The sequence below is a fragment of the Variovorax sp. RA8 genome (assembly GCF_901827175.1).
Lineage (GTDB): Bacteria > Pseudomonadota > Gammaproteobacteria > Burkholderiales > Burkholderiaceae_C > Variovorax.
The window spans coordinates 358,129-383,835 of the sequence record NZ_LR594663.1 but is presented as its reverse complement, the minus strand read 5'-3'; the positions used below and the strand labels follow the sequence as shown (position 1 = coordinate 383,835).

The following is a 25,707-nucleotide window of genomic DNA, read 5'->3' as shown; positions in this document are numbered from 1 at the left end:
GTTCAGATGTTGTAGCCGCCAGCGACTTCGATGTTCTGCGCGTTGATCCAGCCACTGTCCGCGGAGAGCAGTCCGGCGATCACGCGGCCGACGTCATCCGGTGCACCGATCCGGCCGAGGGCGGTCTGCCGCGCCAGTATCGTCTCGAACTCGGGCATCTGGTTGAACGCGCCGCTGGTCATGTCGGTGCGAATCGCGCCGGGCGAAACCGAGTTCGCGCGGATGCCGCGCGGACCAAACTCCTTGGCCATGTAGCGCGTCAACACTTCCAGGCCGCCCTTGAAGGCCGCATACGGCGCTGCACCCGGCGTCGCCACACGGGTCGTCGCGCTGGTCATGTTGGTGATCTGGCCTCCATCTGCCATCGGTGGCAAGAGCGCTTGCGTCAGGAAGAACGGGCCCTTCGGGTGCACGCCCAGCAAAGCCGTCGAACTCGGCTTCGGTGACCGCCTCGATCGCGTTGAACTGGCCATAGCCTGCGTTGTTGACCAATGCGTCGAACCGGTCGCGGTCCCAGGTCGTTGCGAGTGCTGTTGCAACCCTGTCGCGAAATCCGTCGAACGACGCGACCTTGGCGAGATCAAGTTCCAGCGCCACAGCCTTGCCCCCGCCAGCCTCGATCTGCTGTACAGCTGCGCCGGCACCGGCGGAGTGGCTGTTGTAAGTGACGATGACGCCCATGCCGCGCTTGCCGGCCTGAATGGCGGTGCTTGCGCCGAGGCCACGGCTTGCGCCGGTGATGATGACGATGTCGGTGTTCTTGCTCATGTGTTTCTCAGGTTGGTTGACAGTGAACGAACGATAGGTTGCGCACCGCTTTCGCGCCTGCCCGTTTCTGGCGCAAGCCTGCCTAAAACTGCTTTTGCGCTTGCGCTACTGTGCGTGATGCGGTCTGATGCATCGCATGGAAGAACAACTCGCTGAGCTCAGGACCCTTACCGCCAAGGCACAGAACCGTATGACGGAGACCGGCATCCCCCGGGTCGCGATGGTGCAAGGCAAGATCCCCGAGCACGAGTTGGCTGCGGTCTACGACCCGATGGTCAACCTCATCCTGCGAGGGAGCAAGTCCATGACCGTGGGCGACCAGACCTTGCACTACTGTCCGGCCAACTACTTCGTCATGTCGGTCGACCTGCCTGCTGTCGGCACGGTATGGCCAGATGCATCCGGCGAGCCATATCTGGCAGTGGCGCTGACGCTGCAGCCCACGGTGATCGCAGCGTTGCTCGCAGACCTGCCTAAACTTGCCGAACCCGAGAAGGTCGAGATCGGCTTTTCGGTCGCAGCGGTGACGCCGGAACTGATGGATGGTTGGGTGCGCATGCTGCGACTGACGAACCACTCCGACGACATCCCCGCGTTGGCGCCGGCCTATGAACGAGAGATTCTTTATCGGGTGCTGCAAGGTCCGCAGGGCGGGATGCTGCGTGAGATCGCACGGCCCGACAGCGCCATGGCGCGGGTCCGCTTGGCAATCCAATGGATCCGCCGCGATTTCGCGGAGCCCTTGCGGATCGAGGCACTCGCTGAAAGGGCTGCGATGAGCGAGTCGGCGTTTCACCGCCATTTCAAGGCGGTCACGTCTCTCAGCCCGCTGCAGTACCAGAAGCGGATCCGCTTGCTGCAAGCCCGCACGCTGCTGGTGGTCGGCGGCAAGAGCGTCACCTCGGCCGCCTTGGAGGTCGGCTACGAGAGTGCGACCCAGTTCAGCCGTGAGTACGCCCGCGCATTCGGGCTGCCCCCCGCACGCGACTCGGAGCGGCTACTCTCCACGTATGCCCCTCGCGCGGCGACGTCGGCGACTCAGGCCGCTTGAAGTGAGAGCCCCGCCGCATCCCCGTCGTTCGGCATTGCCGGTGCCTTGAATCTGGCGATGTCACGAATCGGCGGCAGGCCGAACATGCGTGCGTACTCGCGGGTGAATTGAGAGGGGCTTTCGTATCCCACGGTGAAGGCGACCGAAGCGGCATCCCGCGGCTCGAACAGCAGCAACCAGCGTGCCCTGAGCAGGCGCAGGCGCTTCTGGTACTGAATCGGCGTCATGGATGTCACCGCACGGAAGTGACGATAGAAAGACGGGACGCTCATGTCGGCAATCGACGCCAGACTCTCCACCAGAAATGGTTCGGCGTAGTGGTCCCGGATCCACTGGACGGCGCGCCGAATCTGGGCAAGCCGTCCGTCGGGTCGCGCGATCTCACGCAGTTGGTCTCCCAGCGGCCCCTGCAATGCGCGAAAGAGAATTTCGCGTTCGACCATCGGCGCGAGGGCTGCGATTTCATGCGGGCGATCACCGAGCCGCAGCATGCGCAGCCACGCGTCGATCATCTCCACTGGCGCTTGCACCGGCGAGAAGCAGACCGTGTTCGCCTGCTCGTTCCTTGTGCCGTCGCCAACGGTCAGGCTGGCGATGACCTCCGGATCGAGGGTCAGGCTGATGGCGAGATAAGGCAAGCCGGGTCCGCCAGGTCGGATCTGACCGGTGGCGGGAACGTCCACGGGTACGACGAAGTACGCCCCTTCCTCGCAGTTCAGCATGCGATCACCGATCGACAGCATCTTGGAGCCCTGCAACACGATGTGCAGCATGGGCTGATAGACCTGGTCGGCGAACGCCTCGGCGCAAACGACGGCCACCCGTGGCAAGCCGGTGTCGGTCCATGTGTTTTCCGCGCGCATCGCGAACCTGCGCAACTCAGCCATCGCATTGCTCATGCCTCCCATCATGGGTGAGCGCAGAGCCCCCGAGGCAAGCGTCGTGAGAAGAATAGGCAAGGACGAGAGAAGAACTGGTGACCACCGGGATGCTGTGTCTCCGACATCCGGCAAGTTCTCGGCGAGCGCGGGCAGCACAACATCAAGACGCTGCCACGGCGCGGGTATCTCTTCGCGGCTCCGGTCGAGCCTGTGCCGGCCTCACGAGCTGCAGACGCGGGGCCGGCCACACCTGCTGGCGAAGAGGCGTCCTCGTCGGCTCCGGCGGCGATCGGCACGGCCGCGGGCGAGGCCGCCGCGCCGGTGAGGCGAGGCACTGCTGCCGCCGCGCTCTGGAGCGGCCTCGCGGCTGCCACCCTCGCTGCGGCAGCACTGGCCTGGTGGTGGCCGCAGCGCAGCGCGCCGGTGGTGCCACCCCGCACTGCCTCGCCTGTCGATCGTCGTGCTGCCCATTGCAAGCGATGGCGGCGACCCGGCGCAAGACCACCTGGCCGCCGTGCCCACCGACGAGATCACGGTCGACCTGTCGCGCATTCCCGAGAGCTTCGTGATCTCACGGGGGACCGCGGACAGCTACCGCGGCCGCGGCTTCGACGCGCGTCGCGTCCGCCGCGAGCTCCGCGTGCGCTATGTACTCGATGGCGGCCTGGTGCGCCTAGGCGACACGGTGCGACTGACCCTGCAACTCGTCGACGGCGAGAGCGGGCGCGCGCTGTGGGCAGACCGTATCGATGGCGACTACCCGACCTTCCTGCGCTGTACGGCCGAGTCACCGTGACTGTGGCGAGGTCGCTGGACCTCTTCGGGACCGCATTCACTCGGCGGAGATCTGGGATGACGAGAGCTCGCAGTCGCTGCAGGCGCATGAGGATCTCGTGATTGATCTGCTGGCTCAGATGGGCGCCGGAGTCTACCCTGCCATCTGAGGTCTGCGAGTTTCGGCCCGTCGACCAAGGTGTACTCCCCGTGCATCCGCGGCCGCCCATCGCCAAATGGGGCGCCAGCCTCTGTGTTCCTGAATCCTTTTCCCGCTCCGCATCTCATGCGAATGCCACCTCCCACTCCTTCGTCGGGCGCTACGGAACTCCCCAGCCTTCGGCCGGCAGAACGGTTCCGCGGCATTCGCCGAAGCCGATGCGGGCGTGCCCCGGCTTCTCGCACCAGCCGCGCAGCAGCACGGCGTCTCCGTCCTCAAGGAACCCGCGCTGTTCGCCATTGGCCAACGTGACGGGGCTTTGCCCTGCACGCGTCAGCTCGATGATCGCGCCGGCCTCGCCCGGCCCCGGTCCCGAGATGGTTCCGCTGCCCAACAGGTCGCCGGCGTTCAGGTTGCATCCGCCCACCGTGTGGTGCGCCACCATCTGTGCCACGCTCCAGTACTGGTGCCTGAAGCTCGTGCGCGACAGCCGCGAAGGGCCGCTTGCGTCATTGCGCGCCTTCTCGCTTTCGAGCCACACCTCCAGGCGGATGTCGATGGCGCCGCCCTCGCGGTTGGCCGCGCTTTCCAGATAGCCCAGAGGCTGGGGCTCGCTCGCAGGTCGCGTCCAGGCCTGGCGATAGGGCGCGAGCGCTTCCATCGTCACGATCCACGGCGAGATGGTGGTGGCGAAGTTCTTTGCAAGAAAGGGCCCGAGCGGCGCCATCTCCCAGAACTGGATGTCGCGCGCCGACCAGTCGTTGAGCAGGCAGATGCCGAAGATGTGTTCTTCCGCGTGTTCGAGCGCAATCGGCTCGCCTGCGGCATTGCCCTGGCCGATCCAGATGCCCAGTTCGAGCTCGTAGTCGAGGCGCGCGCAGGCATGGTACGTGGGCGCCTTCGCGCGCGGGGCCATCGTCTGGCCCATCGGCCGACGAAAGCGCTGGCCGCTGATGCCGATGGTCGATACGCGCCCGTGGTAGGCCGTCGGTATCCAGCGGAAGTTGGGCGTCACGTCGCCCTGCGGGTTCATCAGGCGGCTGATGTTCAGCGCATGGTCGATCGAGGTATAGAAATCGGTGTAGTCGCCGATGCGCGCGGGCACCGTGTATTCGACTTCGGCTTGCGGCACCAGGCATTCACGCACCGCCTGCATCGTGGCAGGCGCAGTGCCGTCGCGCAGCAACGCGAACACGGCGTGGCGCAGCGACTGCCATGCGGCCGCGCCGAGCGCGAAGAAGTCGTTGAGCGCCGGCAGCGCGGCGGCACGCACCGCATCGAGCGCGAGGCCGTCGAGCCGCTCGCGGGCGCACAGCGCCGCCAGATCGAGCACCTGGTCGCCGATGGCGACGCCGCCGCGAAAGGGCTCCTGGCTGCCCCTGCGCCGCAACACCGCATAGGGCAGGTTCTGGATCGGGAAGTCCGTGCCTTCGATATTGGCGGCATCGACCCAGCTCCTGGCGCCGGCATCGTGCGTATGGTTGAGCGCGATCATCTGTGCTCAGCCTTCCGTTGGGACCGACGCCATCAATGCATCGTCGAAGATCGCCACCGCGCGCGTCCAGCCCGCCGATGCGCCGCGGATCTTGTGAGGAAAGCAGCTGATGAAGAAGCCCGTGGGCGGCAGCACCTCGAGGTTGTGCAGCTTCTCGATGTGGCAGTAGCCGATGTCGCGGCCGGCCTTGTGGCCCTCCCAGATCAGCGAGGCGTCCTGCGTCTGGCCGTATTTCTTCGCGGTGTGCACGAAGGGTGCATCCCAGCTCCACGCGTCGGTGCCCGTGAGGCGCACGCCGCGCTCCAGCAGGTACATGGTGGCTTCGTAGCCCATGCCCGCGCCGGCCGACACGTAGTCCGCGTTGCCGTAGCGCGAGCCCGCGCGCGTGTTGACCACCACGATCTCCAGCGGGCGCAGCGTGTGGCCGATGCGCTGGAGCTCGGCCTCGACGTCGGCGGCGGTCACGACGTAGCCGTCTGCGAAATGACGGAAGTCGAGCTTCACGCCCGGCTGGAAGCACCATTCGAGCGGCACGTCATGAATCGCGATGGCAGGCTTCTTCTCGCCCAGCGCCTTGTCCATGGTCGAGTGGAAGTGATAGGGCGCGTCGAGGTGCGTGCCGTTGTGCGTGGACAGCTGCACCAACTCCACGGCCCAGCCTTCGCCGTCTGGCAGGTCTTCCTTCTTGAGGCCGGGAAAGAAGGGCTCGATCTGCTCGTAGGTCTGCTCGTGCGTGAAGTACTGGATCTTCGGTGCGAAGGCCGGCGGATCGGAAAGTACATCGTTCTCGAGAAAGATCGAGAGGTCGACGAATTTGCGTGGCATGAGGCTCCTTTGAGGTGTTGGATGAAAAGGCAGAGGCACGACGCAGAGGACGCGAAGGTTTCGCACAGAGCGCAAAGGGCTTCAGTTCATCGATCCGGTCGTCCTTTCGCGTCCTGTGCGTGCGGGAATGCGCCTTCTACGGCTGCTGCCAACGCAGCAGCCGCTTCTCGGCACTGGCCAGCAGCGCGTTGCTGGCGAAGCCGATGAGCCCGAGCAATGCGATGCCCGCGAAAAGGTCGCTGGCGCGGAACGCGCGCGCCGCAAGAAGAATGGCCTGGCCCAGACCGCTTTGCGAAGCGATCATTTCGCCCACCACCGCGACGATCAGCGCAATGGTCAGCGCAAGCCGCATGCCGGCCAGGATGTCGGGCATGGCGTTGGGCAGGCCCATCTTGCAGACGAAGGCCGCGCGAGACATCTGCAAGCAGCGCGCCACCTCCGAAAGCCGCGGCTCCACGGCCGCGAAGCCGTGCACCGTGGCCAGCAGCACCGGCCACATCGCGCCGAAGGCCACCACGAAGAGCACCATGCCGGGGTTCAGCCCGAAGATCGAGATGGCCAGCGGCAGCAGCGCCGACGCGGGCAGCGGGCGGATGAACTCGAGCGTGGGCTGCACCCATGCCCGCACCGCGGGCGACACGCCGATCGCCGCACCGAGCAGCACGCCGAAGAGCGAGGCCAGCAGCCATCCCTGCACCATGCGAGCAACGGTGGCCTGCGTGAAGGCGAGCAGCTCGCCGCCTCCCGAGGCGCCCGACAGGTTGAGCCCTTCGAGCAGGCTCGACAACGTGGCTTGCGGTGTCGGCAGGAACACGCGGCTCACCCAGCCCCCATTGCTGGCCATCCACCAGAGCGCAACGAGCGCGCACAGCACGGCGAACGAGCCCAGCCAGGTCATCAGGCCCACGCGGCCCCCAGCGCTCATGGCGGCACCCCCATGCGCCGCGCGACCACGCGTTGCAGCAGCAGCATGCCCGCGTTCACCGCAAAGCCCACCACGCCGATCCAGCCCAGCCATGCGAGCATCAGCGCGGGATCGAAGCTCTGCTGCGCGATCATCATCGCGTAGCCCATGCCGTGCGGGTTGGCCGCGATCTCGACGGTGACTGCCACCACCAGCGCCACCGCCACGCCAAGGCGCAGTGCCACGAAGAGGCGCGGCACGATGGCCGGCAGCACGATCTTGAAGGCGCGCTCGCGCGCCGAGAGGCCGAGCACGCGGCTCACTTCGAGCAGGCGCGGCTCGATCTGCTGCACTGCCGACTGCATCAGCACCAGCAGCGGCCAGAAAGTGGCGAAGGCGACGATGGCCAGCTCCATGCGCACGCCGAACCCGAAGGTCAGCATCGCGAGCGGAATCAGCGCCACCGAGGGCACGGGCCGCAACACCTCGATCGACAGCGAGCCGAGTTGAGCCGCGCGGCGCGAGAGCCCAAGCACCAGCCCGAGCGCGATGCCGAGCGCCGCACCCAGCAGAAGGCCGAGCGCGGCCGTGCCGAGCGTGAAGCCGGTAGCCCGCCAGAGCGAGCCGTCGAGCGCCGCGCCCATGAAAGCCTTGAGTGCGGCACTCGGCGGGGCCAGCGCGTCGCTGCCCAGCGCCGCCGCGCGCCGCGCATACCACTCGAACAGCGCCAGCAGTGCCAGCGGCAAGACGAAGGGACGGACCATGCCAGGAACACCGCGCAACGGGTGGTGCCGGGCCGCCGGCGAGGGGGGAGCGGCACGAGGTGCGCGAACTGGGCGAACTGCGCGAAGACTTGGGGTGTGCCTAGTCATGACCTTGCTCGATGAAGGCGAAGAGCTCGCGCCGCAGTTGCAGGTATTGCGGATGCTCCTTGGTCGTGAGCTGGTCGCGCGGCCGCGGAATCCTCACGTCGATCATCCGCGCCAGGCTGGGTCGCCCCGGCCCGGGGTTCGCCTGCAGCGCGATCACACGATCGCCAAGGTAGATCGCCTCCTCGAGGTCGTGCGTGACAAACAGCACCGTGAGCCCCGTGTCGCGCACGAGCCGCGCGAGCTCGTCCTGCAGGCTCTGGCGCGTGAGGGCATCGAGGGCGCCGAAGGGCTCGTCCATCATCATCAGCTCGGGCTTCTGCGCCAGGCAGCGGGCAATCTGGGCGCGCTGCTGCATGCCGCCCGACAGCTGGACCGGGAACTTCTGCGCATGTCTTGCAAGCCCCACCTTGCCGAGCACGTCGGCAATGCGCGGCGCACGCAGCGAAGCGGGCACGCCGGCCGCCTCGAGCGCGAGGCTCACATTGCCCTCGACCGTGCGCCAGGGCAGCAGCGCGCGGCCGTAGTCCTGGAACACGAAGGCGACTTCGCGCGAGGGCTGCGTCACTTTCACGCCGCGGCGTCGCACCTCACCGGCACTTGCGGCCACGAGCCCGCTGGCCGCGCGCAGCAGCGTGGTCTTGCCACAGCCGCTCGGGCCGACGATGCACACGAACTCGCCGCGCGCCACGTCGAACGAGGTGGGCGACAGGATCTCGCGCCCGCCGAGCCGGATCGCCACGCCATCGAAGCGAAGAAAGTCGGCGGGAATGTTCACTTGGCGATCAGCTTCGCAACGTCGATCGGCGTCTTGAGCATGTCCTGGTCCTTCATGAGGCCCACCCAGTAGCCCAGCTGCTTCTCGTTCACCGTCGCACCGGGCGGCGAGATCTGGATCTTCGCGAGCACCTCGGGCGGCAGCTTGATGTGCTTGCCGATCGCGGCACGCACCTTGGCATCGTTCTTCGGCTGCTGCATGAAGGCCGCGGCCTCGACCAGCGATTCGCGGAAAGCACGCGCGGCGCCCGGGTTCTTCGCCACCCATTCGCGCTTGGCCGCGTGCACGATGGTCTGGTTGTTCTCGGGCAGGAAGGTGGAGTAGTAGGACGCCACGTAGCCCGCGCCGCTCTCGGTGATGCGGCTCATGAACGGGTCGGCCGACACCACCGCATCCACCGAGCCGCCGCGCAAGAGGTCGGCATGCTGCGGAAACGAGGCCTCGACGAAACTGACCTTGCGGTAGTCCACGCCGCTGTCCTTGAGCCAGGCGCGAAAGGTCACGTGCAGGAACGCGCCGAGTCCGGGCACGCCGATCTTCTTGCCCACGCAGTCCTGCGCGTTCTTGATGCCCGAGCCGGCGCGCGCCACCAGGCCGAAGCCCGTGATGGTCTTCGACGTGAGCCCGCCTCCTGCCACCAGGACCAGGTCGAGCCCGCCATCCACCGCCTGCAGGAACACCGAAGGCGTCGGCCCGCCGATCTGCAGCGAGTCGGACTGCAGCGCCGCGGGAATGGTGGAGTTCAGCGGAATGAACTTCAGCTCCACGTCGAGATTGCGCTTCTTGAAGTAGCCCTCTTCGGCGGCCACGAAGACCGAGGCGAAGTCGGACACGGCGGTGTAGCCGAACACGATCTTCGGGTTGGATTGTGCGCGCGAGGGCAGCGCCGCGGCGGCCGAGGCAGCGGCCAGCGCCGACAGCAGGGAGCGTCGTTTCATCATGTCTTCTGTCTCCTTGGGGTGGTTTTCCTGGGCGGCGGTGCCTTGGGCCGCGGCAGCGCGGCGCGCAGGCCGCCAACGATGAAGTTCACGAGCATCGGTGCGGCGGCCGGATCGCTGCGCCGGTTCTCGCCGCGCGAGAGCCGTTCGATGCGGCTGTCGCTCAGGTGGTGCAGCAGGGCGCCCAGCGCGAACTGGTACGCCCATGCCACCTGTGCGCGCGTCGCGTGGGGCAGCGCGAGGTGCAGCGCGTCGATGTAGGCCTCGGCCAGCGGATCGAAGTAGCCGCGCAGAACGCGGTCGGCCTCTTCGGTCGCGTGGTACAGCTCGCGTGCCACCAGCAGCGCGTAGTACTCGCCCTCGGCGCTGGCGCGCAGCGCGAGCACCGGGCCGGTAAAGGCCCCGATGATGCGCGGCAGCGTGCGCAGGTTCGCAGGGTCGATGCGTACCGCCCTCAGGCCCGCCAGCCGCTCCTCAATGGTGTGGCTCCAGTGCTCGAAGATCGCATGGAAGAGATCGTGCTTGGGGCCGTAGTAGTAGCCGACGAGCGCCAGCGGCACGCCGGCTTCCTCGGCGATCTGGCGGATGGTGACTGCGTGGTAGCCATGCTGTGCAAACAGCTTCTCCGCCGCCAGCAGGATCGCGTGACGCCGGTCCGGCCGGGCCGCTTCGGCGCTGGCGGCCGCAGCCCGGTGGACGCTTCGCTTGACGGGCAGGGTGCGGGCGTGCATGGGAATGTATTGAACATCTGTACAAAAATATTGAACACACGTACAAACCCTGAGGCCGGCCTCGGTTGAGCGGCGCGCGGTACGCCGTTGCGCCAAGCCATGTCCGCCCCCGGCACGTAGAACTACATGGGCATTCAGTCGTCCACGCCGCACACCGGGTGCCTGGCCGAAGCGCCCATGCCCGCAGGAGCATCCAGGCAGGCGAAGAAACACGACAGGATGGCCGGCGAAAAGCGCTACCCGGCCAGTAGCGCCAGGTGGACGGCGATCACAGATGGAAGCACTCGTGCTCGCGCCGGAACATCGCCGTGCGTGCTGGAGCGGGCAGGAGATGGCGGTGCAGCACGTAGGTGGGTTCTTCGAGGAGCAGGCGAGGATGCTGCATCCGGGCGAATGGCCGGTGAATGCCGGCAGGCTGCCGCAGCGCGAGATCGTCGACGACCCATCGAGGGCGGGTTGCGAGGTTCGAGGTCGAGAGGGTCAGGGGCGCCTGCCGCCCATCGACAGCAGGCCGCCGGCCACGATCATCGCGATGCCGAGGAAGGCCTGCAGGTCCGGGGTGTGGCTCCACAGCACATGACCGGCGATCAGCGCCCAGACGATGTTGCTGTAGCGGAAGGGGACGATCGCCGAGAGGTCGCCGCGCCGGCAGGCGGCGATGAGGGCGTAGTTGCCCAGGGCGGCGAACAGGGCCGCGGCGGCGAGCAGGCCGCCCTCCCTCCGCGTGAGCGTTGGCCAATGCTCGGACAGGCCCAGCGCAGCGCCGCCCGCGCAGACTGCAGCAGCGGCCGCCAGCGCGATCATCCATGACGGTGCCTCGAGGGGAAGCCGGCGCGTTGCGAGCTCTCGCGCGGCCAGCAGGGCCGCGCACAGCAGGGCGCTCGCGGCGCCCCAGGCGGGCAGCGATGCCGCACCGTGCTGCGGCCGCACGATGACCAGCACCCCGAGCAGGCCGGCCAGCGTGCCGGCGAGCCGGCGGGCGTGCCAGCGCTCCCAGCCGAGGGACATGGCTGCGATCGAGATCATCAGCGGCGCCGTCATCATGATCGAGGTGACGAGGGCGAGCGGCACCAGTGCCAACGCGATCACCGAGGCGAGCGCGGTGGCGAGTTCCAGCGCGCAGCGCAAGGCCACCAGCGGGCGCCGCAGCGTGCGCCAGTCGCCCTGCAGCCGGTGCAGGGCGACGGCGATGGCCAACAGGATCGCGACCGCGAAGATGCCGCGCACGGCGAGGACCTGGCCGGGCGGCAGCCGGTCGGTGGTGAGCTTCACGCAGGCATCGTTGAGCACGTAGCACGCCATGGCGAAGGTCATGAGTGCCGCCCCGCGGCGGTTCGCGGCGTCGGCCATCTCAGCGCGGGCCGTCCGGGTCGGGGAGCGCGGCGCCGCATTCGCGCAGCACCTGCCACAGGGCTCGGCTCTTGAGCACGACCTCCTCCACCTCGGCGTCCGGATCCGACAGCGCGATGATGGCGCCGCCTGCCCCGATCGAGACCCTCTCGTCTGCGCAAACGATGGTGCGGATCACGATGTTGAGCTCGGCCGCGCCGCTGAAGGAAAGGTAGCCGATGCTGCCCGAGTAGACGCCGCGGGCGGAGACCTCGAGCTCGTCGAGCAGCTGCATGGTCCGGATCTTGGGTGCGCCGGTCATGGAGCCGCCCGGGAAGGCGGCGCGCACGCAGTCCACGGCACTCATGCCTTCGCGCAGTCGGCCGCGGATCGTGCTCACGAGCTGGTGGACGGTGGCGTAGGTCTCGATACGGAACAGGCCCGGGACGTGCACGCTGTCGACCTCGCACACGCGGTTGAGGTCATTGCGCAGCAGGTCGACGATCATCAGGTTCTCCGCGCGCGTCTTCTCGTCGTCCATCAGGGCCGCGGCGATCTGGGCGTCCTCCTGTGGCGTCGCGCCGCGCCGGGCGGTGCCCTTGATGGGCTTGGACTCCACCGTCCGGTCGGTGGCGATGCGCAGGAAGAGCTCCGGCGAGGCGCACAGCACGGCGACGTCGCCGCACCTCAGGAAGGCCGCGTAGGGGGCCGGGTTGCGCTCGCGCAGCGCGCAATAGACGCCCAGCGCATCGATGCGGCCCTCGCCGACCAGCTGGTTGGTCAGGCACACCTCGTAGGTCTCGCCCTGGACGATCTCGTGCTGGCTGCGCAGGATCAGGCTTCGATAGGCCGGCAGGTCGATCTGCCACTGCAGCGAGCGCAGGGCCGCGGCTGCATGCCGGCGTGCCGGCATGCTGCTGGCCGCGTCCGGCGGGCGCTGCGTCGCGAGCTGGGCCATCGCCTGCATCCAGTCGCGGTTGTCCTCGTGCAGTTCAGGCTCGTCGAGGCAGACGATCCAGGTCTGCTGCTCGGCATGGTCGAAGGCGACGAAGCGGTCGGCCAGGATCCACATCGCGTCCGGTGTGGGGGCGTCGTGCGCATGGCGCCCGCCCAGCTCGCGCTTGAGCTCATAGCCGAAGTAGCCCACGAAACCGCCCGCGAAATCGAAGGGCAGCACGGAGGCGCCTGCGGGCGGCTGCCCGGAAAGCTGCTCGTGCAGGTAGTCGAAGATCGACTGCGATCGCGTCTCCAGGACCTGGCCGCGGCGGATGACGAGCTCCTGCGGCGCTGAGCGGTAGCTCAGCACCTGGGCTCGCGGTCCCTGCGCATCGCCCATGAAGGAGAAGCGCGAGTGCCCGCCCTGCGCCAGGTTGCTGTCGAGCCAGAAGGCGGCATCGGTGCCGGCGAACGCGCGGGCGAAGAGCTCGTCGGGCGGCATCTGCGTGTCGAGGCATTCGGCGTGGCAAAACAGCGGCGCGGCGCGCGGGGTGATCCTTGGCGGCAGGGGCATTCCCACAGTGTCGCGCGGCGGCGGGGCCGCGCGACACTCCTCGGTCAGTTCGCGGAAGTTGCGCAGCAGGCGTGCGCCGAACTCGGTGCAGATCGACTCCGGGTGGAACTGCACGCCCCACCAGGGTCGGGTCGCATGGCGCAGCGCCATCAGCGTTTCCGTCGCCGCTCCATGCGAGCGGCAGCAGCGAGGGCGGCAAGTCCGTGACCGCCAGCGAGTGATAGCGCACCGCCTCGAAGCGGTCGGGAATGCCGCGGAAGAGGTCGCGCTGCGCATGCGAGACGCGGTCGATACGTCCATGCATCGGACGAAGCGCCAGATCCACCGTGGCGCCGCAGTGGTGCGCGATCGCCTGGTGGCCCAGGCAAACGCCGAGCACCGGCACCTTCGAATGCCGCAGCGCGTCCGCCGAGATGCCGAGGTCCTCGGCGCGCTGAGGGCGTCCCGGGCCCGGCGAGATCACGATGTTGTCGAAGCCGATGGCTTCGGCCTCGTCCCAGCTCAGCTCGTCGTTGCGCACCACGCAGGGCGGCTCGCCGTTGCAGGCCGCGAGGTACTGGTAGAGGTTGTAGGTGAAGGAGTCGTAGTTGTCGATCAGGAGGGTGCGCATTAGAGACCTCTTGGGGATTGCAGACGACTCCATGTTTGAGCGGCGCTTTCGGGCGGACAACTGTCGAATCTGGCAGTTGCAAGGTGGATGCCCCAGGTAGGCACTGCGAGGACGCTTCCGCCGTTGGAGTTGCGCGTGAGCTCTCTGTCCTTGCAAGGGTGAGCCTTGCGCATGCGCAACATTCACATCTGCCGCATCGGAGTTAGGTACGATGGAGGACTCGCCGGAAAAGATGTTGCGTTCTTTGACAATGCAACGGAAGTCCAATCCCGTTCAATCCACCAGAGTTGCCAATGACTGAGAGTTATCAAAAGATCCAGAGGCAGATCGAGGCACTTCAGCGCCAGGCCGACAAGCTGCGCAAGAAGGAGGCAGAAGGCGTGGTGGCGCGCATCAAGGTCGCGATCGCGCATTACGGCCTGACTGCGGAGCAGCTCGGTCTGGGCAGCACCTCGAAGCCCGGGCGGTCAGGGGCCCGCGCCGACTCTGCCACCGGCGCTGGCGCGTCCCCCCGCTACGCGGACGGCAAGGGCAACACCTGGTCTGGGCGCGGTCCTCGCCCGCGCTGGCTGCGCGAGGCCATCGATGGCGGCCGCAGCATCGGTGCGTTCCGCACGCAGCCGGGCAAGGTCGATGCAGCCGCTTCCGGCCGCCGAGGTGCGGGGAAGAAGAAGGTGGCTTCGCAAGTGCGCTACCGCGACCAGGCCGGCAATGCCTGGAGCGGACGCGGGCCCAAGCCGCGGTGGCTCAAGGAAGCGCTCGCAGCCGGCCAATCCCTGGAGTCCCTGACGGCATAGGGGCGCGCCGCGCTCATCCGGGGCGACTCAGAGCTGCCGGGTCCGGGGTTGCGACGCCGAGTACCGCAAGGCGATACTGCGGCGGGAAATCGGGTCCGCGCGCCGTGCGCCACTGCAACATGCGGGGCATGACAACGCATGCCGCCACATCCGCTCAGAACACCGCCCCTTCGCGGACCGGTGATGCCGGCGCTGCCGCCAAGCAGCCGGTCGTCGTGCGAAGCGCGAGGGGGACACCGTGGGACTGGCTTTTTCCGGGCTTTTTTCTATGCATGGTGGTCGCCGTCCTTCCGCTCATCGGCCTGCCCTGGACCGACCCCGGAGGGGCCGCAGCTTGGCGTGCGCTGGCGGCCACGATGCTGCTGTCGCTCCCCGTCTTCGTGCCGCTTCCCTTCCTGCTGGTCGGATGCATGTTGGCACTGGCCGTCCAACCCGCCACGCGCACGCCCGCAGCCTTCGGGTTCCTTGGCATCGGAGTGCTCGTCGCAGCCGCCGGAATCCAAGCCCTGCTTGCCATCCGGTGACCGGGGCGCCGTGATGTTCACGCGCGAATGCAGGGCGGCCGGTCCAGCCGGGCGCGGGGCAGGGGGTGGCGGTGGCGGACCTGTTCGCAGCAGCGCGGACGAACGAGCGCCCGCAGAGGGGAGCCATGAGGCTGTGCGCGAAATCCGGAACTCCGACCCCCGTCTGGGACGACCTATGGTGCATAGGCCATCCGCCGCAAACGGGCCAGAACCAGTCATTCGAGGAGACCATGAAAACTGTGCGCGAGAGGCTCGAAGCCGCGATGGCGGAAGGCAAGGATGTTTGGACGGCTGGCGGTGCGGATGAGGCGCAGATTCAAGCACTCGAACGTTCGCTGGAGGTCCGGCTGCCACCCAGCTACCGACAGTTCCTGGCCTCAACGGGCGCGCTGAATCTGAACGGCATCGAGGTCGCCGGCATCATGGATGGAGACGCCATGGACCTTTCGGGCGGCTCGGCGTTTGGGGAGACCATGCGGGCCCGCGATGAATTCGCGCTACCGCCCACGCTCCTGGTCGTCCAGCCGGACGGCGACGCCCCGCACTGCATCGATTTGGCATCGGCCGATTCGTCTGGCGAGATGGCCGTCGTGTGCTTCCAGCTCAACACCAAGAGTGCTCAGACAGTGGCCCAAGACTTCGAGCATTGGCTCCGCGCGTGGGTGCTTCCGGCCGATGCTCCCGAAGCCTGAAACGGCCACAACCGGACCTTCCGCGCTGACTTCCGCCTCGTCCCATGTCAGGCTACAGTCGACCTGAAGCCGACGTCAAATCATGGACTGGATTCTTTTCACACCCGCGTTTCGCGCCAAGCTGAGACACCTCGCGAGTTGCTCCAAAGGAAACAAGGCGCGGGCTCTTGCGGCCAAGGTGTCCGCGTTTCCGTCGGCGTTCGCGACGATAGTGCTGCTGCAGTTCGTTCCAGACCGTGGGTATGATTTCTTGGCCACGATGAGCCTTGCGTTTATAGGCGCGGGGATGGCGGTTGCATATGCCGTACCGTCGCCGTTTCTTAGGCTCTTGCATCTCCTTGCGACCGACTTCAATCATGTGGTGCTCTGGGACAAGAGCAGTGAGCGGTCGCGCGACAAGGGCTAGCCTCCTCTCGGCCAGAACCTGTCGTCACGGAGCTCACGATTCGCGCGCAGCAGCTCCTCGCTTGGGCTGGTTTTCGTTCCATTGCTCCTTCCTCGGGCCGCGATTGTTTGGGCTTGCCAAAATGTGATTTCGGGCCGGTTCGAAATGCACGTCACGGGCCTGATTCATTGATCACACGCGCGGGCCCCCACCGCCATTCATGGATGGAGACGCTGAAATGCCCGAAGATCACAAGACAATCCTCGCGACCGCCAACGCCGCCATCATGGATGGCGACTTCGAAGGATTCTTGAAGTTCTGCACCGAAGACACCGTCTGGAACTTCGTGGGTGACACGATCCTGCGAGGCAAGCAGGCCGTTCGCGAGTGGATGGCCGTAACGTACAAAGAGCCGCCCCGCTTCCAGGTTCACCACATGATCGGCGACGGCGACTTCGTTGCCGCACTCGGCGAGATCACGTTGACGGACGAGGAGGGGAACACACGCCCTCATGCATACTGCGATGTCTGGCGATTCCGTGATGGCAAGATGGCCGAACTGCAGGCTTTCGTCGTCCTTGCACCGTAAAGACGGCGGGAGTTGGAGGAGGGCTTGTCGGCTCAGGTCCATTCACGATGGCAGCCTGGGCGGCTACAGTCGGCCAACCACGGACTTCCGCAGGGCCGAACATCTCCGGCGGCGATTGCAGGGTACAGGTTTGGCTGCTAGACTGGCATTAAAGCAAACCTTAACGGATACTGCAATATGGCGTTGAGAGCATCAGACATTGTTCCCATCAGCGAAGCGCGCGCCCGGCTCACCGAACTGGCCGAAGACGTGGTCGGCAGCGGCTCAGAGAAGGTGCTGACGAAGAACGGGGCGAGCTACGTTGCCTTGGTCGATGCGCGCCGGCTGGACTACTACCATGCCCTCGAGTCGGAGCACGCCAGCCTTGTGCTGGCTGAAGACGCCATCACCGGCCTGCGGCAGGCCTTGGCAGGACAGTTCGTGTCTGACGAGGAACTGGACCAGGCACTCGGCGTCGCACCGGCGCCGTGAGCATTCCCGTCAACGCAAGGGTTCGGGCGGTCCCGAACTTTCTGGTGTGCCTGCACGCTGCGCGTAGCTTCATGGAGGAGCAGGACGCCGCTTCTGCGCCTGTGCGCTTCAAGAAATTGCAGGCTGAAGTGGTCAAAGCGCGGGCGCTTCTTTCATTCGCACCCACAAGCGGGCGGCCTGCTCGATTCCTTGATGCCAAGTCGGGCTGGGGACAGTTTCAAGCTGAACAGGCAAGGCAAATTGCCCAGGCACTTGGCTTGCCCGAGTTGCGGGAGCTGGTGCTGGCTCGCCACGTCTTGCTATACGCACATTCTGAGGGAGACGTGGTACTGCTCTCGATGCGGCACGAGCGGGAGTTGGGCTACGGGTTGCCCAGGCCATCCACCTGACGAGCGCTGACGAAGACTTGACCGCCGGCAGTCGGCCAATTCTGTTGAAAAACTCGTCATCATCGCTGCGCTGCGCGCGAGGCTCCGTACTTTTTGATGGGTTTCGAGTTCGTCGCTGGATCTAGTTTGACGCGAGGTCCTTTTCGGGGCCTTTCATGCCGGCCTGAACTGCATCACTTGCCCGCTTGGTACCAAGCGCTTCGCCATGCGCCTCAAGTTCTGAGCGGTTGCCGCTAGCAGGAATTCGTCTTGCGCACCCGATAGCCCACGCAGTCGCAACCGATCCAGTTTGAGGATGCGCTTGAGGTGTGCAAACAGCATCTCAACCTTCTTCCTGTCCTTGCGCGACTGCTTGTAGGCAGATTGAGATGTCCGGCTCGACAACCCGATCGCGTGGATCGACATCGTTGCTGCACTGCGACGTGCTGGTATGCGGTGGCGGCGTTGCGGGCACGATGGCCGCAGTGGCTGCCGCTCGGCACGGTGCGCATGTCGTGCTGCTGGAGCGCTACGGTTTCCTCGGCGGCAACGCAACGGCGGGTGCAGTGGCCCAGTTCAACAGCTGGCAAACGGTGAACGGCCGCAGGGTCGTCGCGGGGCTGGCTAGCGAGGTGGTCGAGCGCTTGCGGCGCTACGGTGCCGCCGGCGAGCACCATTGTTTTGTGATGTCGACCGGACACAAGATGGATCGCGTGGAGTACGCGCCTGAAGTGCTGAAACTCGTGCTGGACGACATGGTTACCGAGGCCGGAATACAGCCCTTGCTTCACGCCGGCGTGCTGGATGTCCAATGTCACGGCCGTCGCGTGGAGACCGCCGATGTTCTGACGAAAGGCGGCGTGTTGGCAATCAAGCCGCGTGTGCGGATCGACGCGTCAGGCGACATGGATGCGCTCCGATCCGCCGGCGCGAACTTCCTCGAGCTGGATGAAGGCGAAGCACTGCAGCCGGCCACGATGATGTTCCGCTACGGGCCGATCGACTTCGGGAGGCTTGACGCCCTTCAACCCGCCGAGATCGATGCGCTGGCACGTCGCGGTTACGAGCAGGGCGATCTGGCCCGTGCCGCGCTGCACTCCGCACGCGATCCCTTCTCGTCGGACGGATGGTTCAACATCAGCCGTCTGGGCATCGACGCGACCGATCCGCTCGCGCTCGGCCGCGCCGAGATCGAAGGTCGAAGGCAGGCTTGGCGAGCGGCGAGCTACTTGCGCGCAGCTGTGCCTGGCTGTGAGCACGGGCGCCTCATTGCGTTCGGCACGCAAATCGGGGTGCGGGAAACCCGCAGGATGGAGGGCGACCATGTCCTGACTGCCGAAGAACTGCTTCGACCGTACGAGTTCGACGATGCAATTGCGGCCGGTGCATACCCGATCGACATCCATCCGGCAGCAGGCGGGGAACTGGTCTACGCCGCCCTCGGGGATGATCATGCGTACCAAATTCCGTATCGAAGCCTGATACCGACTGCGCTGGACAACGTCCTGGTTGCCGGGCGCGGGCTCTCGGCGACCCACAAGGCACTCGCGGCAGTCCGCGTCATGACGATCTCCATGGCGGTGGCCAGGCTGCCGGAACTGCGGCTGCGCTTGCTCTGGAAGGCGGCGTCGGGGGGCGCGTGCGCGATGTTGCCGTTCCTGCGCTGCAAGCCGCGTTCCTGGCCGGCGGAGCATGTCTGCGCTGATGCAGCATGGCACTTTTGGCACTGCTGGGACGATCTTTTCGATCCTCGCGCCAATGCTCGCATTTCACCAGACGAACGACGCGTACCAGACTTCATGGCGTGAGCCGGCCAGGTTGGGCAAGCGCAGTCCGTGAGCGCACAAGACGCAGCTGGCGACCCTGCCGCGGTCGCCGTGCCAAGGAGCGTCCATGAGCAACGACTGCCGACTCGTTGTTGTTACGGGCGCGAGCGGCGGTATCGGACGCGCCGTCTGCGCCCGCCTCGCGCAATCGGAGCGTGGGCTGGTACTCGCGGCTCGCGCTGAGGGCAGGCTGCTTGCACGTTGCGATGAGCTGAGGCGGTCCGCCCAGGCCGCTATGCAGCGATCCAGTGGGGTCACGGAGTAGGGCAGGTTGCCCACGTAGATTTTGACGCTCATGGCAGGAGCCTTTCTGAATGAAGGCGCGCAACGAATGTCGCGCCGTTGGAACAAGGTTGTGCGGATCGGAAGGCCGCAGCAACTGGCAAGGGAGCATGGGATCTACGCCAGCAGATCATCAGCACTTAGGAGGGTGGGGCATGCACGTTTGCAGCCAGCCTTGGGTGACTGCAAAAACCCGGGCGGCTTCGCGCGAGGCAAAGGCTTTGTCAAAGCGGAATACTCGGCAGTAGCTGCCGTTACCCTGGGAATGATGGACCGAGAAGGAGGCACGAAAGCGGCCACAGTCGGTCGGGTGTGTCGCGGGCGAAACGACGTACTTGCCCATGGAAATGCCAATGTTTTGAATCTAATTCATTCGGGATCGCAGGCTTGGATCAACCTGCGCGAGCCATTCTCCCTTCAATCGCGGCCGGTCGACATCGGCTTGGCTTGGCGCGTCGCGGCCCGTCACAAAGGCCAGTTCGGCCTGGCGCCTACCAGGCGATCGGCGGTGCCCCGAAGGACTGGAGCTTGGCGTTGACCGCTTCGAACGGGTTCGACCCGTTGATGAAGCCCGGCGCCACCGGATGCGGCAGTGCGACCTCGCCAGCGCGCGTGTCCCAGGTTCCCGCCTGGGTGGCGGCCAGCCTCACGCCTTCGTTGACGAGCAGCTTCTGCGCAAGCGCGCCGAGGCAGAGGAAGACCACCTGTCCGCGCCTTCGCACCGCCATCGACCTCAGCACCTGGCCGACCACCGGCCGCCAGAAGGGAATGTGGCCGCGCAACTGTTCCGGCGCGCCGCCGGGCTTGTAGCGCGTGAGGGTGAGTCCGGCATTGAGGAAGAGCACGCCCTGCGTCTGCTGCAGCCTGTCGAAGAGGGCGCGCGGCGCTTCAAGCGCCACGCCGGGCGTCCCGATGTGGCGGGCGAAGGCGGCCCAGCTCATCTTCAGCACCGTCGGATCCTGGGTGCGCGCTGCCACCAGCATGCGAAGCAGCACGCGCAAGCTGTTGGCCACCGACGCCGCCGGCAGGTTCCAGGTGTCCGTGTCGCCCTGCTCAAAGGAGCGGCCGGTCGCGCGGCGCAGTGCCGGGTAGGGATCCTGGCCGATCAGCACGCAACGCACCTTCGAGGGCGCGAGGCCGTCGAAGGCGCGGAACACGTGGGCATCGGCTCGCGCTTCGGGCAAGGGCTTGCTGCGCCGCGAAGGGTAGATGGGCTGCGAGTCGTCGTAGGTGAGGGTGCCGCCGACGGCGAGCGGGTCGGGGCTCGCGCCGGCGAGCGCCGTGCGCCAGGCGGGCGTGAGGTCGTCGCGCCAGCCGGTGGTGAAGTCGTTCAATGCGTCGCGCAGCAGGGCCATGGCGGGGCGGCGTTCACGACCAGAGGTCGCGCAGGCCCTCCTTGATCGCGTCGGGGACGTTCTTCTGCAGATCCAGGGCGTCCAGGTAGCCTGCATCGCCCGCCACGCTCAGCGCATCGATGGCCAGGGGCATGACGGCGGCCGAGAGCTTCCGCGTCTGCCCGAACACCGGCCGCATCGCCGCCGCCCGCAGGGTGCGACCGCCGGGCAGGTGCACCGGCAGGTTGGCGCGCAGGTCGACGCCCGTGTCGAGGATCTCGTCGAGCGCCAGCCGCCAGGTGTTGGCGCCTCCCCGTGCCAGGGCCAGGGGCGAGATCGGCCGCGGGCGCTCGGCCTTGCGCGCGAGCGCGGGCAGGCCGCGCAGCGCGCGCGTCAGACGATCGGCTGCCGCCGAGAGCGAGAGCTTCTGCGTCAGCGGATCCTCGGCCGGGTGCGCGAGAAACAGCATGCGGCTGGCGCCGCCCACCCTGAGCGCCTCGCCGGCAAAGCCCAGCGTGCGCATCATTGCTGCGTCGCCGAAGCGGCCCACGCCATTGATCATCACCAGCGCAAGGTCCGATTCCTTGGCGCGGATGAGCTGCTGGTACGGGTCGCCCGAACTGCCCTCGACCACGATGAGGTCGGCGCGTTTGCCCGCCTCGAGGGTACCGGCCAGGCGCTCCCAGCCGAGCAGCCCGGCCGGCTCCCGGGTGACCATCGCGACCAGCTCGCGCGCCGTGAAGATCCCGCCCTGGGCCTCGCTGAAGAGGTGTGCGACCTTGAGCTCGTTGAGCAGGTTGCGGCTGCCGGAGGGCGCCCAGTCGCAGCCGAGCGAGATCGGCACGCCGGCTGCCTTGGCCGCGCCGACGTCGGCGGTGCCACCGTACAGCAGCAGGTTGCTGAAGGGCGACCACACCATGCCGCCGCCGTTGGCAGCGAGCACCTGGAAGTCCGGCGCCTGGAGCGCCGCGGCGTGGATGCCGCAAAGCGAGGGCGTGATCGCCCAGCTGGCGCCGCCGATCTGCAGCGCCTGGAAGGCGCGGCGCGCGGTCGCGTCGGTGCCTTCGCTCAGGTGCAGCAGGTAGCAGGTCTTCTCCTTCTTGAGCCGGGTGAGGAAGGCCTGCGCATCCCTGGCTGCGACGTCCGGCACCCGCGTCGAGGCCGCGGGCAACGAGGCTTCGTCGTCGGTGGCCTCGACGTTGCGCACCACCCCGCGGAAGTAGCGGCGGATTCCCGACTGGTTCGCCAGCGTGATGCCCTGGCCGGTGGTGGTGCCGCCGATCAACGCCTTGGCCTCGACGTAGCGACAGATGGACGCCAGCAGCTCGGGCGTGGCCGCGAGCGTCTGCATCGGCGCGGAGATCTTGCTGTGGTATTCGGCGTGGCGGCCCCACTGGCCGCGGTTGCTGAACTTCCTGGGCACCTGCCACAGCGGCAGCACGTTGTAGGGCAGGTGGTTGTGCAGGTCCATCAGGCCGGGAAAGAGGGTGCCGCCGGTGTCCGTCACGGCGGTGCTGCCGAAGCCGGGAGGCGCGGGCGCCGTTGCCTCCTGCACGGCCATGATGTCGCCGTTGTGCGTGTAGACGCGGCCGTCCGCGATCACCTTGAAGGCGCCGTTCATCGTGACGATGCGGCCCTGGAGCACGAGCTTGGGGCTCTCTGCCGGATCGATGGGTTTGCGGGTGGCCATGGCTCACTCGTCCCGGCCGATGGGTCGGATGGCGATGCCGTGCGAGCGGTCGAGCCGCCTCGGTCCCGCACCGATGGTCGCCCTGGCGCTGCTCTGCGGACCGGAGGATGGGCCCTCTGTCTGCGCCCAGTTGGCGATCCCGTTTTGCAGCTGCAGCGAGTAGTCCAGCGCGAGCGCGTTCGAATCGAAGGGCGTGCCGGCCTTGATGTTGCGAAAGTACAGGCGCAGCGTCGCCGCCGACGCGTTGGCCGGTGGAATGGCGGCGCGTGTCGGGCGCGAGAGGTTGGTCTGGACCTGTGCCGTCGAATGGCAGGACAGGCACGATGAGCGCGGGTTGTCGACCGGCCCATTGAGCCGCTTCTCGAAGCCCAGGTGCTGCGGGATCTGCAGTCCTGCGTTGATCTTGGTCTGCTGCAGCGGCCGGGCCGTACCCACCCGTGTGGGATCGTTGCCCCACATGAGGCCGACCGGCACCAGCCGGTCCCACGGCGTGGCGCCCGGGGCATTGCCGTCATAGACGAAGGTGCCGAAGACCCAGCCGGTGGTCGACGCTGCGCGGCTGTCGCGCACCGCCACGTCGACCTGCAGCAGGCGCAGCGTCGGGCGCGGGTTGGTGTTGCGGCTGCGGTTGATGTCGGCCTGCCATTCGACCGAGCCCGCGAGGTAGGGCACCTGGCTCACCGGCGCCTCGGTGAAGATCAGCTTGACGCTGACGGCGCCCACCGGGAACTTCGCGGCGCTCGGGTTCGGCGCGTCCGGGTCCTTCCACACGCGCCCGAGCGTGTAGCCGCCGCGCGGGTTGTAGACGCTCACGGCCCAGTTCTCGAAGGTGCCCGTCTGGGTCGGCGCCAGCTCGCCCGGGCGCGATGCGCGCTCGCGGGTGAGGCCGCGCACGAATTCGCGGCCGGCCGCGCCGACGTGCATCCACGGCGCGTGGTACCAGCCGCGCGTCGTGTTGTTCTGCACCACGAAGTCGACCTCCTTGTTGCCCTCCAGCGCGTAGTCCAGCACCGCCAAGATGTACTCGTCGGGCTGGGTGCGGAAGTCGAAGCTCATCCACGGGCGCGCGCCGACGGAGGGCAGTGTCTGCGGATAGTCCTGCTTGAGCCTGAAGACCGGACCGGTCCATCCCGCCGGCGGCGTGTCGCGAGCGTCAGGGAACTGGGCCGAGGCGGTGACGCAGAAAAAGGATGTGGCCGCGAGGAGGGCGGCCCACGAGGGGCGAGAAGTCATCGGGGTGCTCCTGAATCGCTGCTGATGGCTGTTCGTCGGTTTCTGGCTCGGGGTCGTTGGTCCATGCACATCAGCGGCGTGCATTCACGCGGCGCTTTTGCAGCAGTTGCTCGCCGTCGAAGCCGAACAGCTCGATCACCCGGGTGTCCGCCGGGTACGGCACGACCACCGGCGTGCGCGCGCGCAGGCGCAGGCTGCTGCCCGGGTGGCCGTCGAACAGCACGTCGAGCCGGGTCAGACCGGCGTGGCGCACGGTGATCTCGCGTGCGGTATCGCCCGCATCGGCAGCCAGGCTGCTGCGGCGCTGCTGCCGCAGGAGCTCGAAGCAATGGGCCAGCAGGTCGGGGTTGCCGGCCAGCAGGTCGTCGCGCGTCATCACGTAGGGCATGCCGCCAACGCCGACATCCTCGATCGGCAGGCCCTCGGAGGGTCCCGCGCGGGTCGCGCGGCGGAATGCGAAGGACATGCCGATGCCGTCGGGCAGCGCCGGCAGCTCGAAGGGGGTGCCCGCCATGAGCGGCCGCAGGTCCTCGTAGTCCCAGACGTTCGCGCCGCCGGCGCCGGTTGCCTCGCCTACGCAGACGAAGGGGCCGATGCCGTTGTCCACGAACCCGGCGCTGAAGAGGTCGCCCGAGGAATAGGTCGTCGAGTCGGCGACCAGGACGACCGGCCCGCCGTACTGCTGGCCGATCGCGTTGCACTCGGCGAAGCTCGTGATGGGCAGCGGCTGCGAATAGAGCTCGCCGTTGCGCACCGCCGCCTCCAGCGACTGCTTCCACGGCCCGAGCTCTTGCGCCATCCCGGGCAATGCGGCGAGCGCGCGCGTCAGGGCCGTGCTCAGGAGCGAGAAGCGCGTCGGCTGGATCGGCTTGGGCGTGAACAGCTGCAGCGCCAGCTCCGCCGCAAGGATGTAGCCGCCGGGGTTGCCGCGCACGTCGATGATGAGTCCGTTGTCCGGCAGCAGGGGAATGAGACGCTGCAGCTCGGGGATGAAGTCCTCCGGCGGGACGTCGAAGCCGTAGATGCGCAGGTAGCCGATCGCGCCGCCGGGCACGGCCAGCGACTGGGCCTTGAGCGTGCCCGTGAGTTCGGTCTCGATGATCTTGGCCTTCGGGACCTTGCGGCCGGAGGACGCTCTGGCTGCCGGACGCGCATCGGCCTGCTCGCCGGTCAGTGCGCCGGGCGCAAAAAGCAGCATCTTGGCGCGTCGCGTGATCTCGGCCGCCGGATCGACCGCACGCGTGCGTCGCAGGCGCTTGGCCGCGCTGCCTGTCGGGCCGCCCGACTGCATCTCGTCGATCTCGCCGGGGTCGACGACGCGCCAGGGTATCTTGATCTCGCGCGGCGACCGGGACGGCGTGCCGTCGGCTGCGGTGCTGCGGTAGCCGATCACGACCCAGTATTCGTCGGGCGGAGGTCCGTACTGCAAGGACCGCAAGGTCAGGGTCAGCACGGACCATGCACGCTGGCTGTCGGGCCGACCACCGACCTCCTCGTCGGCGTGCCGACGAACCGCCTTGTCGATCGGCACGCCGTTCCAGAACTCCAGGACCACGCCCGGTTTGAAGGCCGGGTCAAGGCCTGCGCCCACGCGTGTCACGACGTAGGTCGGCGCGTCGGAAGCGCCGAACATCTCGACCAGGAACGGCAGGGCCGCCACCTTGGTCGACAAGCTCGCCGGCCCGGCGTAGCGCGTGTGCGCGTCGCGCAGCCGCGTCACCACGTCGGCCAGCTCGATGTGGAACTCGTAGCTCGACAGCTGCTCGACCTGCGTGCGCAGGATGCGCAGCCTCTGGACGGGGTCGATGCCGTAGCGCGCGCGCTTGAGCGGCAGGTGCGCGAACACGCCTTCGATGACGCGCTCGATGCCATCGACAAGCTTCAACCGCTCGG

26 protein-coding genes and 3 pseudogenes are annotated in these 25,707 nt (G+C 67.4%); 11 read left to right on the top strand and 18 right to left on the bottom strand.

Features of this window, described 5'->3' with window-relative positions:
* Positions 1-2 precede the first annotated feature (2 nt).
* A pseudogene (locus tag E5P3_RS32820) lies at positions 3-768 on the bottom strand (SDR family NAD(P)-dependent oxidoreductase).
* A 136-nt stretch (positions 769-904) separates the two neighbouring features.
* On the opposite strand from E5P3_RS32820, the gene E5P3_RS32815 reads away from it, so the two are divergent.
* The gene (locus E5P3_RS32815; RefSeq protein WP_162590220.1) at positions 905-1,819 is read left to right on the top strand and encodes an AraC family transcriptional regulator; all 915 of its coding nucleotides are present in this window, start codon (positions 905-907) and stop codon (positions 1,817-1,819) included.
* On the opposite strand, the gene E5P3_RS32810 is transcribed toward E5P3_RS32815, so the two are convergent.
* Entirely contained in the window at positions 1,807-2,718 is a 912-nt protein-coding gene (locus E5P3_RS32810; protein ID WP_232073593.1) for an AraC family transcriptional regulator, read from the bottom strand. The genes E5P3_RS32815 and E5P3_RS32810 overlap by 13 nt on opposite strands.
* A 442-nt stretch (positions 2,719-3,160) precedes the next feature.
* Here E5P3_RS32810 and E5P3_RS32805 point away from each other — a divergent pair, with 442 nt between their 5' ends.
* Positions 3,161-3,496 (top strand): hypothetical protein, encoded by a 336-nt coding sequence (locus E5P3_RS32805; RefSeq protein ID WP_162590219.1) that lies wholly within the window; start codon positions 3,161-3,163, stop codon positions 3,494-3,496.
* Between the two features lie 298 nt (positions 3,497-3,794).
* Here E5P3_RS32805 and fahA read toward each other — a convergent pair whose 3' ends face one another.
* The 10 genes and pseudogenes from fahA to E5P3_RS36365 all read right to left on the bottom strand — a co-directional run.
* Positions 3,795-5,129 (bottom strand): fumarylacetoacetase, encoded by a 1,335-nt coding sequence (fahA, locus tag E5P3_RS32800; protein WP_162590218.1) that lies wholly within the window; start codon positions 5,127-5,129, stop codon positions 3,795-3,797.
* A 6-nt stretch (positions 5,130-5,135) separates the two neighbouring features.
* Complete coding sequence (locus E5P3_RS32795; protein WP_162590217.1) at positions 5,136-5,954, bottom strand: cyclase family protein; 819 nt, start codon at positions 5,952-5,954, stop codon at positions 5,136-5,138.
* Between the two features lie 136 nt (positions 5,955-6,090).
* Complete coding sequence (locus E5P3_RS32790; RefSeq protein WP_162590216.1) at positions 6,091-6,879, bottom strand: ABC transporter permease; 789 nt, start codon at positions 6,877-6,879, stop codon at positions 6,091-6,093.
* Positions 6,876-7,622, bottom strand: coding sequence for an ABC transporter permease (locus E5P3_RS32785; RefSeq protein WP_162590215.1), 747 nt, complete (start codon positions 7,620-7,622; stop codon positions 6,876-6,878). Before E5P3_RS32785 ends, E5P3_RS32790 begins: the two co-directional genes overlap by 4 nt.
* Positions 7,623-7,722: 100 nt before the next feature.
* Positions 7,723-8,505, bottom strand: a complete 783-nt coding sequence (locus E5P3_RS32780) for an ABC transporter ATP-binding protein (RefSeq protein WP_162590214.1) — start codon at positions 8,503-8,505, stop codon at positions 7,723-7,725.
* Positions 8,502-9,446, bottom strand: a complete 945-nt coding sequence (locus tag E5P3_RS32775; protein WP_162590213.1) for an ABC transporter substrate-binding protein — start codon at positions 9,444-9,446, stop codon at positions 8,502-8,504. The genes E5P3_RS32780 and E5P3_RS32775 overlap by 4 nt, the downstream gene beginning before the upstream one ends.
* On the bottom strand, positions 9,443-10,174 hold the full coding sequence (locus E5P3_RS32770; RefSeq protein ID WP_162590212.1) for a TetR/AcrR family transcriptional regulator: 732 nt from the start codon (positions 10,172-10,174) through the stop codon (positions 9,443-9,445). Before E5P3_RS32770 ends, E5P3_RS32775 begins: the two co-directional genes overlap by 4 nt.
* 480 nt (positions 10,175-10,654) lie before the next feature.
* Positions 10,655-11,524, bottom strand: coding sequence for a DMT family transporter (locus E5P3_RS32765; protein WP_232073591.1), 870 nt, complete (start codon positions 11,522-11,524; stop codon positions 10,655-10,657).
* A gap of 1 nt (position 11,525) precedes the next feature.
* Positions 11,526-13,163 (bottom strand): aminodeoxychorismate synthase component I, encoded by a 1,638-nt coding sequence (gene pabB, locus E5P3_RS32760; RefSeq protein ID WP_332107415.1) that lies wholly within the window; start codon positions 13,161-13,163, stop codon positions 11,526-11,528.
* Positions 13,164-13,242: 79 nt separating this feature from the next.
* Positions 13,243-13,623, bottom strand: a pseudogene (locus E5P3_RS36365) (anthranilate synthase component II); the annotation flags it as partial.
* A gap of 293 nt (positions 13,624-13,916) precedes the next feature.
* On the opposite strand from E5P3_RS36365, the gene E5P3_RS36020 reads away from it, so the two are divergent.
* From E5P3_RS36020 to E5P3_RS32725, 7 genes are all read left to right on the top strand, one after another.
* The gene (locus tag E5P3_RS36020) at positions 13,917-14,420 is read left to right on the top strand and encodes an H-NS family nucleoid-associated regulatory protein (RefSeq protein ID WP_232073589.1); all 504 of its coding nucleotides are present in this window, start codon (positions 13,917-13,919) and stop codon (positions 14,418-14,420) included.
* A gap of 128 nt (positions 14,421-14,548) precedes the next feature.
* Positions 14,549-14,944 carry a hypothetical protein gene (locus E5P3_RS32750; RefSeq protein WP_162590211.1) on the top strand — a complete coding sequence of 132 codons (396 nt, stop codon included), beginning with the start codon at positions 14,549-14,551 and terminating at the stop codon, positions 14,942-14,944.
* Between the two features lie 230 nt (positions 14,945-15,174).
* Positions 15,175-15,636, top strand: coding sequence for an SMI1/KNR4 family protein (locus E5P3_RS32745; protein ID WP_162590210.1), 462 nt, complete (start codon positions 15,175-15,177; stop codon positions 15,634-15,636).
* 82 nt (positions 15,637-15,718) lie between these two features.
* Positions 15,719-16,042 carry a hypothetical protein gene (locus E5P3_RS32740; protein ID WP_162590209.1) on the top strand — a complete coding sequence of 108 codons (324 nt, stop codon included), beginning with the start codon at positions 15,719-15,721 and terminating at the stop codon, positions 16,040-16,042.
* 217 nt (positions 16,043-16,259) lie between these two features.
* Complete coding sequence (locus tag E5P3_RS32735) at positions 16,260-16,610, top strand: nuclear transport factor 2 family protein (RefSeq protein ID WP_162590208.1); 351 nt, start codon at positions 16,260-16,262, stop codon at positions 16,608-16,610.
* A gap of 177 nt (positions 16,611-16,787) precedes the next feature.
* A complete protein-coding gene (locus E5P3_RS32730; RefSeq protein WP_162590207.1) occupies positions 16,788-17,081 on the top strand; it encodes a type II toxin-antitoxin system Phd/YefM family antitoxin in 294 nt (97 codons plus the stop codon).
* Complete coding sequence (locus E5P3_RS32725) at positions 17,078-17,470, top strand: hypothetical protein (protein ID WP_162590206.1); 393 nt, start codon at positions 17,078-17,080, stop codon at positions 17,468-17,470. The genes E5P3_RS32730 and E5P3_RS32725 overlap by 4 nt, the downstream gene beginning before the upstream one ends.
* 153 nt (positions 17,471-17,623) lie before the next feature.
* Here the strand turns inward: E5P3_RS32725 and E5P3_RS36015 are convergent.
* Positions 17,624-17,920, bottom strand: a pseudogene (locus E5P3_RS36015) (transposase); the annotation flags it as partial.
* On the opposite strand from E5P3_RS36015, the gene E5P3_RS32715 reads away from it, so the two are divergent.
* Together E5P3_RS32715 and E5P3_RS32710 are read left to right on the top strand one after the other, a co-directional pair.
* On the top strand, positions 17,839-19,257 hold the full coding sequence (locus E5P3_RS32715; protein ID WP_332107414.1) for an FAD-dependent oxidoreductase: 1,419 nt from the start codon (positions 17,839-17,841) through the stop codon (positions 19,255-19,257). The pseudogene E5P3_RS36015 and the gene E5P3_RS32715 sit on opposite strands and share 82 nt — an antisense overlap.
* Before the next feature lie 85 nt (positions 19,258-19,342).
* Positions 19,343-19,540 carry an SDR family NAD(P)-dependent oxidoreductase gene (locus E5P3_RS32710; RefSeq protein WP_162590204.1) on the top strand — a complete coding sequence of 66 codons (198 nt, stop codon included), beginning with the start codon at positions 19,343-19,345 and terminating at the stop codon, positions 19,538-19,540.
* A gap of 150 nt (positions 19,541-19,690) precedes the next feature.
* On the opposite strand, the gene E5P3_RS36010 is transcribed toward E5P3_RS32710, so the two are convergent.
* From E5P3_RS36010 to E5P3_RS32690, 5 genes are all read right to left on the bottom strand, one after another.
* Complete coding sequence (locus E5P3_RS36010; RefSeq protein ID WP_162590203.1) at positions 19,691-19,900, bottom strand: hypothetical protein; 210 nt, start codon at positions 19,898-19,900, stop codon at positions 19,691-19,693.
* A gap of 148 nt (positions 19,901-20,048) precedes the next feature.
* Positions 20,049-20,912 carry a hypothetical protein gene (locus tag E5P3_RS32705; RefSeq protein ID WP_162590202.1) on the bottom strand — a complete coding sequence of 288 codons (864 nt, stop codon included), beginning with the start codon at positions 20,910-20,912 and terminating at the stop codon, positions 20,049-20,051.
* 13 nt (positions 20,913-20,925) lie between these two features.
* Positions 20,926-22,581: an amidohydrolase family protein gene (locus E5P3_RS32700; protein WP_162590201.1), complete on the bottom strand. Its 1,656-nt coding sequence runs from the start codon at positions 22,579-22,581 to the stop codon at positions 20,926-20,928.
* Positions 22,582-22,584: 3 nt separating this feature from the next.
* Entirely contained in the window at positions 22,585-23,814 is a 1,230-nt protein-coding gene (locus E5P3_RS32695) for a cytochrome P460 family protein (protein WP_162590200.1), read from the bottom strand.
* A 70-nt stretch (positions 23,815-23,884) separates the two neighbouring features.
* The gene (locus tag E5P3_RS32690; RefSeq protein ID WP_162590199.1) at positions 23,885-25,699 is read right to left on the bottom strand and encodes a S41 family peptidase; all 1,815 of its coding nucleotides are present in this window, start codon (positions 25,697-25,699) and stop codon (positions 23,885-23,887) included.
* Positions 25,700-25,707: the final 8 nt, after the last annotated feature.

Bases quoted from the DNA above. Each gene is read 5' to 3' on its own strand.
- E5P3_RS32815 (WP_162590220.1), top strand. From the start codon at position 905: ATGGAAGAACAACTCGCTGAGCTCAGGACCCTTACCGCCAAGGCACAG.
- E5P3_RS32810 (WP_232073593.1), bottom strand. From the start codon at position 2,718: ATGAGCAATGCGATGGCTGAGTTGCGCAGGTTCGCGATGCGCGCGGAA.
- fahA (WP_162590218.1), bottom strand. From the start codon at position 5,129: ATGATCGCGCTCAACCATACGCACGATGCCGGCGCCAGGAGCTGGGTC.
- E5P3_RS32795 (WP_162590217.1), bottom strand. From the start codon at position 5,954: ATGCCACGCAAATTCGTCGACCTCTCGATCTTTCTCGAGAACGATGTA.
- E5P3_RS32790 (WP_162590216.1), bottom strand. From the start codon at position 6,879: ATGAGCGCTGGGGGCCGCGTGGGCCTGATGACCTGGCTGGGCTCGTTC.
- E5P3_RS32785 (WP_162590215.1), bottom strand. From the start codon at position 7,622: ATGGTCCGTCCCTTCGTCTTGCCGCTGGCACTGCTGGCGCTGTTCGAG.
- E5P3_RS32775 (WP_162590213.1), bottom strand. From the start codon at position 9,446: ATGATGAAACGACGCTCCCTGCTGTCGGCGCTGGCCGCTGCCTCGGCC.
- E5P3_RS32770 (WP_162590212.1), bottom strand. From the start codon at position 10,174: ATGCACGCCCGCACCCTGCCCGTCAAGCGAAGCGTCCACCGGGCTGCG.
- E5P3_RS32765 (WP_232073591.1), bottom strand. From the start codon at position 11,524: ATGGCCGACGCCGCGAACCGCCGCGGGGCGGCACTCATGACCTTCGCC.
- pabB (WP_332107415.1), bottom strand. From the start codon at position 13,163: ATGGCGCTGCGCCATGCGACCCGACCCTGGTGGGGCGTGCAGTTCCAC.
- E5P3_RS36020 (WP_232073589.1), top strand. From the start codon at position 13,917: ATGACTGAGAGTTATCAAAAGATCCAGAGGCAGATCGAGGCACTTCAG.
- E5P3_RS32750 (WP_162590211.1), top strand. From the start codon at position 14,549: ATGACAACGCATGCCGCCACATCCGCTCAGAACACCGCCCCTTCGCGG.
- E5P3_RS32745 (WP_162590210.1), top strand. From the start codon at position 15,175: ATGAAAACTGTGCGCGAGAGGCTCGAAGCCGCGATGGCGGAAGGCAAG.
- E5P3_RS32740 (WP_162590209.1), top strand. From the start codon at position 15,719: ATGGACTGGATTCTTTTCACACCCGCGTTTCGCGCCAAGCTGAGACAC.
- E5P3_RS32735 (WP_162590208.1), top strand. From the start codon at position 16,260: ATGCCCGAAGATCACAAGACAATCCTCGCGACCGCCAACGCCGCCATC.
- E5P3_RS32730 (WP_162590207.1), top strand. From the start codon at position 16,788: ATGGCGTTGAGAGCATCAGACATTGTTCCCATCAGCGAAGCGCGCGCC.
- E5P3_RS32715 (WP_332107414.1), top strand. From the start codon at position 17,839: ATGTCCGGCTCGACAACCCGATCGCGTGGATCGACATCGTTGCTGCAC.
- E5P3_RS32710 (WP_162590204.1), top strand. From the start codon at position 19,343: ATGAGCAACGACTGCCGACTCGTTGTTGTTACGGGCGCGAGCGGCGGT.
- E5P3_RS36010 (WP_162590203.1), bottom strand. From the start codon at position 19,900: ATGGGCAAGTACGTCGTTTCGCCCGCGACACACCCGACCGACTGTGGC.
- E5P3_RS32705 (WP_162590202.1), bottom strand. From the start codon at position 20,912: ATGGCCCTGCTGCGCGACGCATTGAACGACTTCACCACCGGCTGGCGC.
- E5P3_RS32700 (WP_162590201.1), bottom strand. From the start codon at position 22,581: ATGGCCACCCGCAAACCCATCGATCCGGCAGAGAGCCCCAAGCTCGTG.
- E5P3_RS32695 (WP_162590200.1), bottom strand. From the start codon at position 23,814: ATGACTTCTCGCCCCTCGTGGGCCGCCCTCCTCGCGGCCACATCCTTT.